Raw genomic sequence first — 13,613 nt, 5'->3', positions numbered from 1 at the left:
GGTAGTGTCCAAGCTATCTACCGACCAATCCTCATGAAAGCACAGCCAGTGAAGAAGCTCTCGCCCCTTCTTGCTCTCCCCATCGCAGCCTTGCTCCTTGCCGGTTGCGTCTCGAACACCGAGCCCTCAGCGGAGGTGACCGGTTCAGATTCGGGTTCCTCCCCTTCCGCGACGGCGTCGGCCAGCCCCGCGCCGTCGGCTGAGGGTTCGCCGTCGCCCGCGGAAGCTCCTGACGCCACCGAATCGACTAGCCCTGCGCCGGACACCGAACCGTCAACAGCACCAGCATCAGCATCAGAACCGACCGAAGACGCTACCAGTGTCGCAGCGCCGACCGAGGCCCCGATCACCGAAACGTCCGAACCCCCGATTCCTGGGTTGTCGGGTTCTTACGATGACCTTGAGTTGGTCTCCACCTGGGATGGGCTAAGGGTGGTGCGCCATGTCGGAACCACCTGGAACGTCGTCGGCTCCGGCTATCCGCCCGGTGCGGAAATCCAGATGAACTTCGGACCCGCCCAAACGGATTCCTCGCTGATCGGATACCCCCTGGTCTATGCCGATGCCAACGGTAACTACACCTTCCAGATCAGCCTGGCACCAGATCTCGCGCCCGGCGATTACGGTCTCATGGCAATTCCTACTGGTCTTGGTTTCGAGGAATCGGAAGCGGCCAAGCGGTTTGCCCTCATTGAGGTTGTCTCCACCTGGACGCCGTAGCCGATGCTACTGCTCCAGTTTGATTGCCTTTCGTAGGCTCAACGCCCCACCACCCTGCATGACCGCACGTCGGTAGATCTTCTCACCGAGGTGCAGCAATGCAACGGCTGCCGCCAAAGCGATCACCAGTGATAGCAGCGGCTCCCAGAGAGCCACCGGCGAGTTCAGGACCCGGATCGGCATTGCCACCGATGAAACCACGGGGATGTAGGAAGCCACCACCAGGAGTTGGCCGGAGGCGAACAATCCGGTAAAGAGGGCGGCGAAGATCAGGGCCATCACCGGCGTCGAGTTGTTGTTCAGATCCTCCGGCCTGCTCGCCAGCGACCCGAGAACGGCCCAGATCGCGGCGAGGATCAGAAATCCGAAGAGGAAGAACACCAGGAACCAGCCGGAAGCCGGAATGATGCTCCCCACCAGATCAGCTGTGTCAGTCAGGTTCAGGGCCAGCAGGGCAGCACCGCCGTAGAGCGCCAACTGGACCATGGCAAGGATGGTGTTGCCCAAGACCTTGCCGTAGAGCAGCTGGCGGATCGGGATCGCGGTAGCCAGGATCTCCACCACCCGGTTCTGCTTTTCCTCGACCACCGAGTTGGCGATGGCCATGCCAAAGATAATGGACGCCATATAGAACAGGAAACTGAAGACGAATCCGGCGATCGTAGCGAGCAACTGGTTTTCTTCGCTGCCTTCAAGCAGCGCTTGTTCCACATCGGCCCCGGAGAGCAGCTGCTCCGCGGTGGTTCCCGCCGCTGCCGCGTTTCGGTCCAGCACATACTCGTTGAGGGACTCCCCGAGCTGCTGGCTGATCCCCGAATCGACCTCAGTCTTTCCCAGGAGCTGCCAGCTACCGTCGGTTTCGTGCAGCAACGCAGCGTCAGCTTCCTCGGTGCGTACCAGTTCCACGGCAGCATCCGCGGATCCGGCGACGACCGCGGTGAAGGTGACATTGCCGTCGTCGGCGCCGCCCGCCTGATCGGCGAGCTCCACGACTGCAGCGGCTGCTGAATCAGACTGCACAGCAATAGTGAAGTCGTCGCCACGGTTCATCATGAAGGCGTTGAACACAACACCGGCCACGATCAGTACCAGCGTGATCATCGTGCTGATCGCGTAGCTGCGATCCTTCGCCTTGATCATGACCTCGCGCAGCGTCACGATCACCCAGGGCGGTTGAGTCCCTTGTGGCTGCGGGCTGGGCCCTGATGCTGGCGACGCCGAACCGCCGTCGCGCTCTTTGACTGGAGTTTCGGTGCTCATTGGGAGACCTCCCGGTAGATTTCGCTCAGGCTGGGCCTGATCCGGCTGAATTCATGCACACTGCCTCGGGTCAACGCTGAGGCGAGCACGCGCTGCGCGGCGTCGTCGTCGTCGAATTCCACCACCGCGTCCTGTCCTGCGACGTCGATGACCCGTACCCCGGCTTCCTCACGCACCCAGCCGGCATCGGGGTCGACCGACAACCGGTGGCGCCGGGGTGCTTTTGCCCGGAGGTCGTCGCCGGAGCCGGACGCCACGAGACGACCTTGCCGCAGGACCACCAGGTTGTCGCACAACCGGTCCACCAGGTCCAGCTGATGGCTGGAGAACAGGACCGGCACCCCGTCGGCTGTCCGGTCACGCAACAGTTCGACCATCGAGTCGACTGCTACCGGGTCCAGCCCGGAGAACGGCTCATCGAGGATCAGTACGGTGGGCCGGTGAAGTAGCGACGCGGCAATCTGGACGCGCTGCTGGTTCCCGAGGGATAACGATTCGAGTTTGTCCTTGCCACGGCCGCCGAGCTGAAACCGATCCAGCAGGTCCTGGGCCTGGCTCCGCGCGTCGGAGGCAGTCATCCTGTGCAGCTGGCCGAGGTAGACCAGCTGATCGAGGATGGGCTGCTTCGGGTACAGCCCCCGCTCCTCGGGCATGTAGCCAAAGGTTGACCGGTCGTCGGCTGTAATGGGGCGGCCGTCCACCAGCACCTCCCCACCATGCGATGTGAGCACTCCCATGATCATCCGCATGGTGGTGGTTTTACCGGCACCGTTGGCGCCAACAAATCCGGTCATCTGGCCGGACGGGATGGCGAAGCTGACATTGTCGACGGCGGTATTCTCACCGAATCGTCGCGTGAGGTTCTGGACCTGCAGCATGTGGTGTCCTCCTGTAGTTTTCCCTGGAATCAACCCTAGGCAACGCCCCCGCCTGGGGGATGAGTCAAAGGGCTGAACCTGCTACTCCCCCGGACGGATGAGACCACTTTCGTAGGCAAAGACCACTGCCTGCACCCGGTCCCGAACCTGCACCTTCGCCAGCAGCGATGACACGTGCGACTTGACCGTGGCCTCCGCCAGAAAGAACGTAGCGGCCAGTTCGGCATTGCTGAGGCCGGTGGCCAGGCTGGTGAGGATTTCCTTCTCCCGCTGGGTCAGCGACTCAAGCCGTTTGCGGAGTTCGGCGCTGGGCCGGATCCCGGGGGCAGCCGTCTCCTCGGCGTCGAGGGATCTCGCGAAACGCTCGATCACCCGGACTGTCACCTCGGGTGCGAGCAGCGCGTACCCACCTGCGACAGCCTGGACTGCGGCAATCAGGTCATCGGGGTCGGCGTTCTTCAGGAGGAATCCGCTGGCACCGCCGCGGATGGCGTCAAAGAGATAGTCTTCGCGTTCGAAAGTGGTCAGGATGATGACTTTCCCGCGACCGGCCCGGGCGATCAACTCGGTGGCCTGGATGCCATCCATGAGGGGCATCTGCACGTCCATCAGGATGACATCGACGTCGTGCTGGAGAGCGAAATCCACCGCCTCCTGACCGTTGGTGACCTGGCCGACCACCTCGATATCCTCCTCAATGGAGAGCATGGTGGCGAAACCCGCCCGAACCAGGGCCTGATCGTCGGCAAGCAGAACGCGGATTGAATCCATGGGGTGTCCTTCTGGGTTAGTGGACCAGGAACCTGGCGCGGACACGCCAGCCACCTTCGGAGCGTGGTCCAATTTCGGCGGTGCCCCGGTGCAGTGCCACCCGTTCTCGGATGCCCTGCAGACCAAACCCGGATCCTGGCTCGGATTTGGCACGCGGCATCCCATTGTCCACTGTTTCTAGCTCGACCCACCGCTGGTCGCCGACGAGTCCGGTCCGCAGCGTCATCACTGCGGCACCGGCAGTCGAGTGGCGTTGCACGTTGGTCAGTGATTCCTGGGCCGTCCGGAACAGGGACAGTGCCAGCGGTGCTGAAACTGTGGCCAGCGCGCCGGGGATGTCTTCCACCGTGCCAAACTTGACGGTCAATCCGAGTTCCCGGTGCTGGCGCGCCAGTCCTTCCAGATCGTCCAGGCCGGGTTCGGGACGCCGCCCTCCGTCTCCGGTATCGCCGAGATCGGTACTCTCGGATCGGAGCACGCCCAGAAGGTTCCGCATGTCCGTCACCGCTTGCCGGCTCGCTTGCTCGATGGTGCGCAGTGATTCGACGGCGACCTCTGGTCGTTTGTCGATTACCCGGCGTGCCGCACCCGCCTGGACGCCGATCACCGAAACGTGATGCGCGACGACGTCGTGCAGTTCACGCGCGATGCGCAACCGCTCCTCCACCACTGCACGCCGCGCCAGCTCGTCGGCCTGGCGGGTGATTTTTGCGGCCTGTTCGGCCAACTGGGTTCGCTGCAGGGCGTTGCGCCACGAGGTCATTCCGGCCAGGATGGCGCCGCCAAAGTACGCAAAGTTGACCAGGAAGTTGTAGAGCGCCACCGACGCCAATGGATCGAGGATACCCCCCACGAAGTCGGGGTTGTCGTCACTCTGCGCCAGGACGCCGTCGAAAGTGTTGGCCACCGTCAGGGCGAGGATGAGCCACAGGGTCATCGCCGCTACCACCACCACGATGCCCAACCACAACATCCGACGGTCCCTGGCCCATGCAATAGCCGAATACAGGGAGGCGAAATACGCCACCTGGTACGAGAGCTGGAGCGATACCAGTGGTGACAGCAGGCTCAGCCCAATGAAGAGGGCAGACATCACCAGCATGACCAGGACCGGGTATTTGCGCCTGAGCACCAGGGGAACGATCATCAGCGCCAGCACTCCGTGCTGGACCCATACCGGGTGGTTGTCCTCCTCCAGCATCCCGAAGCCGCGGGTCAGTTCCAGGGCGAAGGCGCTGACCAGCGCGAAGATGACGACGCCGATGACGTCCCTGCGGAGCTCATCCTTCGTGGGACCGGGGCGTTCCCAATTGTTGTCGTGGTTGTCGACCGTCTGCGATTTCACGCGGGCGAGCAGGTTCACCGAACCGGCCTTCCGGGAGCAGGGCGCGCGGGATCCATCATGAGTGCCAGTCTAGTCAGCGGGTGGTGCGCCACGACTCCCCCACGCGGCCTAGTCCGATCGGATGATCCACCCACCTTTGGATCACCCCAGGCAAAGCAGGAGGTGGATGGGGGCGTTGAGATGGGAATGCTGATCGGTTGTATGATGCCGGTGGGGGATGTCATGGTGTTCCCTTGACCTCGCTCTCAAGGAACCTGTTATGACAATTGGCCCCAGCCCGCGGCATCCGAAAAGTTCCTGGCTGACTCGATCAGTCGCTTCAGTTGCTGCTGCGGTCCTGCTGGCCGGGTCGATCACGACCTTGCCCGCTTTTGCTGGACAACAGCCCGACGAAACCGCTGGCGGCCCCGAGGCGCTGACGCCGGACAGCCTTCCCGCAGGCGAACCTGCAGACCGCTTCATTGTGAAGTTCGCCGACGACGGTGCCAGCATCGGCGAACGGGGTAGCACCTACCGAAGCACCGTCAACAGTCTTGGGGTACCGGTCACTGAGGTGGGTTCCACCGTCGACGGCGCAACGGTGGTGGAAGCGACACAGGACCTGACCGCCGAGCAATCGGAGAACGTCGTCGCCGCTCTGGAATCGCGCGGTGATGTCGAATACGCCGAGATTGATGTTTTCCTGCAGCCGACGGCGATCGCTCCGGACGATACCCTGTACGACTCCCAGTGGAACCTGTTCGAAGCGCAGGCGGGGATGCGCGTCGAATCGGCCTGGGAACGGTCAACTGGCGTGGGGGTAACCGTGGCAGTCATTGACAGCGGAATTACGGAGCATAGCGATTTGGCTGGGAACATCCTTCCCGGCTACGACTTCATCACCAGCCCACAAATCGCCGGTGACAATGACGGCCGTGATTCAGACCCGACCGACGAAGGCGACCGGTGTAATTCCGATCCGTCGTCCTGGCACGGCACCCACGTCGCCGGAACGATTGGTGCGGTAGCAAACAATTCGAAAGGCATTGCCGGAGTTGCCCACGGCTCAACGATTCAGCCAATCCGCGCCCTTGGAGCCTGCGGTGGGTACACCAGCGATGTTGCTGCCGCCACTCTCTGGGCCGCTGGCGGTAGCGTGCCGGGCGTCCCCCTGAACCCCACCCCGGCGCAGGTCATCAACCTCAGTCTGGGCGGCGCCGGTACCTGCGGAACAACCTTCCAGGCCGCCATCAACTATGCAAACAGCCGAAACGCCGTCGTCATAGCCGCCGCGGGCAATGAAAACACGTTCGTCAAGTACACGTCGCCAGCGAACTGCAACAACGTCATCGTGGTTGGAGCCACCGGTCGTGAGGGTAACAAGGCGAATTACTCGAACCATGGGCCTGAAGTCGATGTCAGCGCTCCCGGGGGCGATGCATCAACCGGCCGCTCCAGCGCCATCCTGTCCACCCTGAACAGCGGCGCCGCCGGCCCGGAGACCGAGAGTTACGGCTATCTGGAGGGGACTTCCATGGCGACGCCTCATGTGGCGGGTGTCGCGGCGCTGATGCTGTCGGTTGATTCCTCACTCACCCCGGCTGAGGTCGAGTCGCAACTCAAGGCAACCACCCGCCCGTTCCCCGGGGTTTGCTATACCGGAGGTTGCGGGACCGGGCTGGTTGATGCTGCGGCGGCGGTGAAAGCTGTAGCACCGGCCGCTACGCCGCAGCCATTCAGTGACGTCCCGGTGGGCATGCAGTTCTATCGGGAGATGGCGTGGCTGGCTTCCACCGGCATCAGCACCGGCTGGGCCGGACCCAACGGCACCAGAACCTACCGTGCCCTCACCCCCGTGAACCGGGACGCGATGGCAGCGTTCATGTACCGGCTGGCGGGCAGCCCGGCATACAGCGCCCCCACAAGATCACCCTTTACCGATGTGCACACCGGCCAGAAGTTCTATCGGGAGATGGCGTGGCTGGCTTCCACCGGCATCAGCACCGGCTGGGCCGGACCCAACGGCACCAGAACCTACCGTGCCCTCACCCCCGTGAACCGGGACGCGATGGCAGCGTTCATGTACCGGTTCTCCGAGGATTACTGAGCGGATCGCCTCATCGCACCCCCGCGCGATGAGCCTGGTCGAAGGTGGGTTCACCCGTAGAGGGTGATTTCTGGCCAGCCTCGAGGTGGTGTGATGTTGGCGGAAAGGACTCTCATGTGCCGTTGGATTGCCTACTCCGGGTCGCCAGTCAATCTGGAGGACCTGCTGTACAAACCGGAGCGCTCCCTGGTGATGCAGAGCAAACACTCCCGGCTGGGTGCCGAAACGATCAACGGGGACGGATTCGGGATTGGCTGGTACTCGAGGCCTCCGCGCCCTGGACTGTTCCACAGCACCGACCCCGCGTGGAACGACCGGAATCTCCGCGAGCTGTCGGCGCTGGCCTGGTCCGGACGGGTCTTCGCCCATATCCGTGCGTCCACGGGGACGGCCGTGCAGCAAACCAACTGCCATCCTTTCCGTTATGGCCGATGGCTCTGGATGCACAACGGTCTCATCAATGACTTTTCCACGATCAAACGTGACATGACCCTCGCGGTCGACCCCGCACTCTTTCCCCTGATCGAGGGGTCCACCGACTCCGAACTGTTCTTCTACCTGGCCCTCACCTATGGTCTGGAAAACGACCCACCCCGGGCGGTCGCTCGAGCTGTCGGGGTGATCGAGGCTATCGGCCGGAACCATGGCGTGGAATATCCGATGCAGATGACCGTCGCTACCACTGACGGGGAAACCACGTGGGCCTTCCGCTACTCCACCGAAGAAAAGTCCCGTTCGCTCTTCCGGAGTACTGATATTTCGGCCTTGCGTGCCTTGCATCCGACCCACGAGCTACTGCAGGGACTCTCCGCTGACGCCCGGCTGGTGGTCTCGGAACCGCTCGGCGATCTTGAAGGCGCGTGGCAGGAAGTTCCGGAAGCTTCCACCCTCGTAGTGCAGGGGGCACGGGCAGAAGTCTCCTCCTTCTCACCGACTCCAGTCTGACGCGCAACGATGTCACCGCCGAGATCCATTCACCGGATCACCCACCCCGGGTGAGTTGAAACTGATCCGCCTGAGGACAATTGCAGGTGTGGATGGACAAGGGGAACCAACGATCCGAACGCTCCTGGCCTTGTCGCTGCCCGTGGCTGCCGTCGGAGTCGTGGCCGCGCTCAGCCTGTTCCTCGTCGAGGAGGTAGCTCAACTCCTCGAACATCTCCTATGGGTTGACCTTCCGGATGCGTTGAATGTTCCACCCGACTCAGGCTGGTGGATCTTCGGCATTCTCAGCACTGTCGGACTGGCAATTGGTCTACTTGTCACCTACGTTCCCGGCCACGGCGGGCGTGACACCGCAACGGTCGAGCTCATCGCACCCCCGGTGGCGCTCGCCGTCGTGCCCGGGTTGCTTCTGGTGACAGTCCTGATGCTCGCAGGAGGTGTCAGCCTTGGACCGGAATCTCCCATCATCGCTATCAACACGGCAATCATCGTTGCCGTGGTGGCACGCATCTGGCCCCGTATCGGAGTGGACCTTATCGTGATGGTCACCGCTGCGGGAACCATTGGCGCCCTCTTTGGGACACCGGTCGCGGCAGCACTTGTCTTCACGGGCGTCGTAGCCGCAGCGAAATCCGGCGGGGCGCTGTGGGACCGACTTTTCCTCCCGCTGCTTGCGGCTGGCACCGGGTCCATCACCATGAGGTTCATCGATGGCCCCCAGTTCGGGCCAACGGGTATCCCGCCCCTGGGACCACCGCAGGTGGCACACGTTCTTTCGGCTGCGGTCATTGCGAGCGTGGCTGCCTTGGTGATCGTGGGCGGGGCTGTTCTCTTCCGTCCCATGCACGTCCTGTTCCGCAGGTTGGAAAGACCCTGGATCTATACGACGCTGGGTGGAATGCTGCTTGGACTGCTGGGAGCTATCGGTGGGCCGGTGACCCTTTTCAAAGGGGGTCAGCAAATGGTGGACCTGGTCCAACAGACTGAGGACTATACCGCCGCTCAGCTCTTGTTCATCGTTGCCATCAAACTTGCCGCTCTCCTTGTAGCGGCCACCGCCGGTTTCCGTGGCGGTCGGATCTTTCCGGCGGTCTTCATCGGGGTGGCAACGGGCCTGGTAGCCCAGGCGCTGGTGCCAGGGCTACCGCTGGGCTTGGCCATCGCCTCAGGTGTACTGGGAGCCGTCCTGGCGGAGTGCCGGGATGGCTGGATTGCGCTCTTCATCGCGATCGTCGTGGCGGGCGACATTACCCTCCTGTCCGTCCTCTGCGTCGCTGTCCTTCCGGTATGGCTCCTGGTGGCCCGGGCTCCGAAAATGCACATTCAAACCCCTCGCAATGAGCGGACGGCGGGTGCAACCGATTAGGCCCACCCTGACCTGACCGGCAGCAGTTTGGAGCAGTTGATGCCGTTATTTCCTGGCGGCGGGCGCTCCTTCAGCTCGGGATGACGCTGAACGAACGTTCGAAATGCTCCAGCAGGTGAAGAATTTTTTCTTCGGCGTGGTGCGGGTCCAACAGGGCGAGTGCCCCGGCCGACTCCATGAGCAGTACCAGGTCACTCCACGTGGTGCCGGGGCGGATGACGCCTTCTGTAACGCCCCTGTTCACGAGTGACTCCACATCTGCACGGAATGTCTCGCGTTGCTCGGCGAAGTCCTTTGATCGCAAGAATGCATGGACCACGAGGTCTGCGCAGTGCGGGTGACGCGCCTGGTTGGTGAGCAGGGCTCGGACCAGGTCCAGAAACGCCATCCCCGGGCTGTCCGAGGTGCGCGCCCGGCCTGCGCTGGCCAGCCACAGGTCGAGGTCGCGGGTGAACACCGCGTCGATAATGGCCTGCTTGTCGGGAAACCGTCGCAGAAGCGTGGCGATGCCCACGTTGGCGCCTGCCGCAATGTCGTTGAGCGAGACCGATGTGCCAATGTCGTCAAACAGATTGGAAGCTGATTCGATGATTCGCTCGCGGTTGCGCTCGGCGTCGGCACGCACGCAATCCCCCTAACTGGAGTAGGTAATCCACTTATGCTATACAGAGTACCTGGAGCAGGTGCTCCACATATCGTAGTAAGGAAGCCCCATGAGAGCAATTCAGATCGAATCGTATGGATCCCCCGAGGTCCTCACCGAGGTCACCGTGGACATGCCAAATCCCGGTAAGAATCAGATCCGTGTGCGCGTCGAAGCAACGAGCGTCAACCATGTCGATGTGCTTGCCCGAGCTGGTGGGTATGAACGCGTCACCCGAACGAAGCCGCCCTACGGCACGGGCATCGACCTGGTGGGCGTCGTTGACGCCGTCGGGGAGAAGATCACCCGCTTTGTGCCGGGCGACCGGGTCTGGGGGGTCCTTGGTAACGCGTTCTCGCTCCCGGTGGGGATGCTCGCCGACTACGCGCTGCTTCCTTCCAAGGCCGCGGCGCCGGCTCCAACCGGTCTGACCCCTGAGGAAGCGGCATCCGCTCTGGTCCCTGCGACCATCGCCTGGACTGCCATGAAGCATGTCCCCGTCGCGCCCGGGGACACCGTCGTTGTTCGCGGCGCTGCAGGAGGGATGGGCTCGGCGATGGTCCAGCTGGCCGTACACCGCGGCGCTCGGGTCATCGGCATCGCGACCGACCAGATGGCCGACTTCGTTATGGGCCTCGGTGCCGATCAGGTCCTGGACTACCGCCGGACCGGCCCCGGCGACATCCCGTGCGTCGACGGTATCTTCGATACGACTGGCGTCGATCTCCTGGCGTGGCGGAAGCGACTGAAATCAGGCGGGCGCATGGTGACGACCGCGGCACTCAAGTCACCGTCCGCATTCGGAGCGGTGTTCGCCTCGATCCCGGCCGGTCGGCGCCGGGTCCGCGGCTTCGCCGGCCAGCCCGCCCCCAGCGCAATCGAGCACGCTTCGCAACTGCTCACCGACGGCATCATCAAACCCCACATCGCCGAGTCCTTCCCGATGGACAAGGTCGCAGAGGCGCACCGTGCGTTCGAGACCGGTGAAACCATCGGCCGATTAATCATCACACCACACTGACCCGGTCTAGGCGCTCAGTGCCTTCTGCTTGATCAATGTGTACTCCTGATCGGTGATGGTCCCCGCATCGAGGAGCGCTCTCGCCTTATTGATCTCGTCACTGAGGCTGACACCGGATACCGACCGGATATACGCGGACTGAGCATCATGCCGGGCAATTGCCTGCTGTTCGTTCCGAGCAGTCATACCGTTGCCGCGCACAATGAGATACACGAGGATCGACAGGAAAGGCAGGAAAATGAGGCCTACCAGCCAGACCGCCTTTTGCCATCCTTTGAGGTTTTTGTCCCGGAAAAGATCAGCGATGACTGAGAACAGAATTGTGACAAAAGCCAGCACTGCGTAGATCCAGAAAAGGAACCAGAAGATGTTCCAAAAACTGTTCCAGAAATCCATAGCTACTCCCTAGAAGGTGACGCCGTGAGCGTCGGGTGTTGTCTGGCAGCGCAACTGCGTTACCGGGCTAGCGTCCGCTGTTTGATGAGCTCGTACTCCTCGGCACTGATGGTTCCCGCGTCGAGGAGAGCACGGGCCTTGGAAATCTCGTCGCTGATGCTGGTCCCAACGGCCGAACGGATGTACTCGGCCTGGGCCTCCCTGCGTTCGGTGGCCAATCGCTGGCCACGGTCCGCCATCCCGTCGCCCCGTGTGATCAGGTAGACGAGGATGGAAATGAACGGCACAAACACCAGGAAAATGAGCCATGCCGCTTTGAGCCAACCTGACAGTGTCTCGTCGCGAAACAGATCCGCCACAACCGAGAACAGCAGGGTCAGGAAAGCGATCACTGCATAGATCCAGATCAGTAACCAAAAGAAGTCCCAGACTGTTGAAAGGATTTCCACTTGCGCTCCTTCAGCGATGGATCACCGGGGCCCGCGGTGGGTCCCGATGCTTATACCTCAGCACTGTGCTCCTCCGCGGAGGTCACCGCATCACCCGCATTGGATGAACCGACGTTTTCTTCTGGAGCAAGTTGGGCTGGCGGCTGATGGCCGCCGCAGAGATCGGATCCGTCACCGTCGCCTGCCTCGCTATCCCCGTCGAATCCGCATCCGACCATATACTTGAAGCATGCTGATCACACGCCTCAGCCGAGGCCCACGCGCCCGGTTCTCCGCTCGCAAACAGTCCGGACCTTTACTGTGAGCGGCGGTCTCGTCGCCCTGCTGGACGATGTCGCAGCCCTCGCCCGCATCGCGGCTGCCTCGGTGGACGATGTTGCTGCTGGTGCTGCCAAGGCTGGCGCCAAAGCGGCAGGCGTGGTGATCGACGACGCCGCCGTCACCCCGCAGTACATGTCCGGGGCGGACCCGTCCCGCGAATTGCCGATGATCAAGAAGATCTTCTGGGGATCGCTCCGTAACAAGCTGTTGATCATTCTTCCGGCATTGCTGCTCATCAGTGCCTTCATCCCGTGGGTCATCCCCTTCATCCTCATGCTGGGCGGCACCTACCTCTGCTATGAGGGTGCTGAGAAAGTCTGGCACAAGCTCCGCGGGCATCACGATGCGGAAAAGGCACCGGCAGTGGACCGGGGGCCGGAGGCGGAGGCTAAGGTCACCAAGGGTGCCATCACCACCGACTTCATCCTGTCCTGCGAGATCATGGTCATCTCGATGAACGAGGTGGCTGATGAATCGATCTGGGTCAGGGCCATCATCCTGGTCGTCGTGGCGATTGCGATCACCGTGATCGTCTACGGAGCCGTCGCTTTGATCGTGAAGATGGACGACATCGGCCTGCACCTGACCACCAAAGACTCCGCCAGCTCCAAACGATTCGGCGAGGCGCTCGTGAAGGGGATGCCCTCCGTCCTCGCCGCCATCACCTTCATCGGCACAATCGCCATGCTGTGGGTCGGCGGGCACATCATGCTGCAGGGTGTGTATGACCTTGGTTGGCACCTACCATACGACCTGGTCCATGCCCTCGAGGCCCCCGTCGTCGGGATCGCAGTGGTCGGCGGTTTCCTGGGCTGGCTCGTGAACACCCTCTGCTCGACCGTCCTGGGACTCGCCTGGGGTCTGATGGTGATGGCCGTGCTGCACCCGCTGCTCAAAGTGTTGCCGTTCGGCAAAAAAGAGGGCGGTCACGAAGAGGGAGACGTCCGCGCCGCAATCGCCGGACATCGGCCGAAACACGACTCGGAGCCGTCTTCCTAAATCAGTGTGGTTGTTCCGTCGGAATGATCGACGACGACGTCGCTCACCAGCTCGGCATGCTCCTCAAGGCGGCGTTCCTGCTTGGCCGCAGCACGGTCCGCGAGATATCCGGCGAAGATGAACACTGCCGTGCCCACGGCCATCCATCGTCGTGGGTGCTGAACTCCAAACTGGCAAAGTTTCCTCTCCAGTCGTAAGTCGATTGACTCGCTGGCGGCAGCGAAGCGAAGCGCGGCCACCCCTGAGGCGAGGCCTGCCAGGACCCTCAGGGGTAGCTGCTTGCCACCGATCGTGACGCCTGCGTTAAGGCCCGACACAACACCGTAGGCCACACGCATCGTGCGGCGGTCCCGATCGTCCGGGTGGGTAGGGTCGACAAGCGTTAGCCCACCCATGACGACAACAGAAGCCGC

14 protein-coding genes are annotated in these 13,613 nt (G+C 62.6%); 6 read left to right on the top strand and 8 right to left on the bottom strand.

The features are described 5' to 3' along the window. Window positions 1–33: 33 nt before the first annotated feature. On the top strand, window positions 34–720 hold the full coding sequence (locus ABD059_RS15355) for a hypothetical protein (RefSeq protein ID WP_343881613.1): 687 nt from the start codon (window positions 34–36) through the stop codon (window positions 718–720). 6 nt (window positions 721–726) lie between these two features. On the opposite strand, the gene ABD059_RS15350 is transcribed toward ABD059_RS15355, so the two are convergent. The 4 genes from ABD059_RS15350 to ABD059_RS15335 form a co-directional block, all read right to left on the bottom strand. Next, window positions 727–1,980 carry an ABC transporter permease gene (locus ABD059_RS15350; RefSeq protein ID WP_343881611.1) on the bottom strand — a complete coding sequence of 418 codons (1,254 nt, stop codon included), beginning with the start codon at window positions 1,978–1,980 and terminating at the stop codon, window positions 727–729. Further along, a complete protein-coding gene (locus tag ABD059_RS15345) occupies window positions 1,977–2,858 on the bottom strand; it encodes an ABC transporter ATP-binding protein (protein ID WP_343881609.1) in 882 nt (293 codons plus the stop codon). Before ABD059_RS15345 ends, ABD059_RS15350 begins: the two co-directional genes overlap by 4 nt. Before the next feature lie 81 nt (window positions 2,859–2,939). Then, entirely contained in the window at window positions 2,940–3,629 is a 690-nt protein-coding gene (locus tag ABD059_RS15340; RefSeq protein WP_343881607.1) for a response regulator, read from the bottom strand. A 16-nt stretch (window positions 3,630–3,645) separates the two neighbouring features. Next, complete coding sequence (locus ABD059_RS15335; protein WP_343881605.1) at window positions 3,646–4,974, bottom strand: sensor histidine kinase; 1,329 nt, start codon at window positions 4,972–4,974, stop codon at window positions 3,646–3,648. 259 nt (window positions 4,975–5,233) lie between these two features. On the opposite strand from ABD059_RS15335, the gene ABD059_RS15330 reads away from it, so the two are divergent. From ABD059_RS15330 to ABD059_RS15320, 3 genes are all read left to right on the top strand, one after another. Next, window positions 5,234–7,060 (top strand): S8 family peptidase, encoded by a 1,827-nt coding sequence (locus ABD059_RS15330; protein ID WP_343881603.1) that lies wholly within the window; start codon window positions 5,234–5,236, stop codon window positions 7,058–7,060. Window positions 7,061–7,174: 114 nt separating this feature from the next. After that, entirely contained in the window at window positions 7,175–8,005 is an 831-nt protein-coding gene (locus ABD059_RS15325) for a class II glutamine amidotransferase (protein ID WP_343881600.1), read from the top strand. An 88-nt stretch (window positions 8,006–8,093) separates the two neighbouring features. After that, on the top strand, window positions 8,094–9,371 hold the full coding sequence (locus tag ABD059_RS15320; RefSeq protein ID WP_343881599.1) for an ion channel protein: 1,278 nt from the start codon (window positions 8,094–8,096) through the stop codon (window positions 9,369–9,371). 70 nt (window positions 9,372–9,441) lie between these two features. On the opposite strand, the gene ABD059_RS15315 is transcribed toward ABD059_RS15320, so the two are convergent. Next, a complete protein-coding gene (locus ABD059_RS15315; protein ID WP_343881597.1) occupies window positions 9,442–9,996 on the bottom strand; it encodes a TetR/AcrR family transcriptional regulator in 555 nt (184 codons plus the stop codon). An 88-nt stretch (window positions 9,997–10,084) separates the two neighbouring features. Here ABD059_RS15315 and ABD059_RS15310 point away from each other — a divergent pair, with 88 nt between their 5' ends. Continuing rightward, the gene (locus ABD059_RS15310) at window positions 10,085–11,035 is read left to right on the top strand and encodes a quinone oxidoreductase family protein (protein ID WP_343881595.1); all 951 of its coding nucleotides are present in this window, start codon (window positions 10,085–10,087) and stop codon (window positions 11,033–11,035) included. Between the two features lie 6 nt (window positions 11,036–11,041). On the opposite strand, the gene ABD059_RS15305 is transcribed toward ABD059_RS15310, so the two are convergent. Continuing rightward, the gene (locus tag ABD059_RS15305; protein WP_343881593.1) at window positions 11,042–11,431 is read right to left on the bottom strand and encodes an SHOCT domain-containing protein; all 390 of its coding nucleotides are present in this window, start codon (window positions 11,429–11,431) and stop codon (window positions 11,042–11,044) included. A 59-nt stretch (window positions 11,432–11,490) separates the two neighbouring features. Further along, entirely contained in the window at window positions 11,491–11,880 is a 390-nt protein-coding gene (locus ABD059_RS15300; RefSeq protein WP_343881591.1) for an SHOCT domain-containing protein, read from the bottom strand. Between the two features lie 300 nt (window positions 11,881–12,180). On the opposite strand from ABD059_RS15300, the gene ABD059_RS15295 reads away from it, so the two are divergent. Then, complete coding sequence (locus tag ABD059_RS15295; protein WP_343881589.1) at window positions 12,181–13,200, top strand: DUF808 domain-containing protein; 1,020 nt, start codon at window positions 12,181–12,183, stop codon at window positions 13,198–13,200. On the opposite strand, the gene ABD059_RS15290 is transcribed toward ABD059_RS15295, so the two are convergent. Then, on the bottom strand, window positions 13,197–13,595 hold the full coding sequence (locus tag ABD059_RS15290) for a hypothetical protein (RefSeq protein WP_343881587.1): 399 nt from the start codon (window positions 13,593–13,595) through the stop codon (window positions 13,197–13,199). The genes ABD059_RS15295 and ABD059_RS15290 overlap by 4 nt on opposite strands. Window positions 13,596–13,613 lie beyond the last annotated feature (18 nt).

Source organism: Arthrobacter flavus (assembly GCF_039526005.1).
Taxonomy (GTDB): Bacteria; Actinomycetota; Actinomycetes; order Actinomycetales; family Micrococcaceae; genus Arthrobacter_D; species Arthrobacter_D flavus.
Note: the sequence above shows the minus strand (reverse complement) of the source record. Positions and strands in the feature narration are given on the sequence as shown.

Excerpts from the sequence above, each read along its gene's own strand:
- ABD059_RS15355 (WP_343881613.1), top strand. The coding sequence starts at position 34 with ATGAAAGCACAGCCAGTGAAGAAGCTCTCGCCCCTTCTTGCTCTCCCC.
- ABD059_RS15350 (WP_343881611.1), bottom strand. The coding sequence starts at position 1,980 with ATGAGCACCGAAACTCCAGTCAAAGAGCGCGACGGCGGTTCGGCGTCG.
- ABD059_RS15345 (WP_343881609.1), bottom strand. The coding sequence starts at position 2,858 with ATGCTGCAGGTCCAGAACCTCACGCGACGATTCGGTGAGAATACCGCC.
- ABD059_RS15340 (WP_343881607.1), bottom strand. The coding sequence starts at position 3,629 with ATGGATTCAATCCGCGTTCTGCTTGCCGACGATCAGGCCCTGGTTCGG.
- ABD059_RS15330 (WP_343881603.1), top strand. The coding sequence starts at position 5,234 with ATGACAATTGGCCCCAGCCCGCGGCATCCGAAAAGTTCCTGGCTGACT.
- ABD059_RS15325 (WP_343881600.1), top strand. The coding sequence starts at position 7,175 with ATGTGCCGTTGGATTGCCTACTCCGGGTCGCCAGTCAATCTGGAGGAC.
- ABD059_RS15310 (WP_343881595.1), top strand. The coding sequence starts at position 10,085 with ATGAGAGCAATTCAGATCGAATCGTATGGATCCCCCGAGGTCCTCACC.
- ABD059_RS15305 (WP_343881593.1), bottom strand. The coding sequence starts at position 11,431 with ATGGATTTCTGGAACAGTTTTTGGAACATCTTCTGGTTCCTTTTCTGG.
- ABD059_RS15290 (WP_343881587.1), bottom strand. The coding sequence starts at position 13,595 with ATGGGTGGGCTAACGCTTGTCGACCCTACCCACCCGGACGATCGGGAC.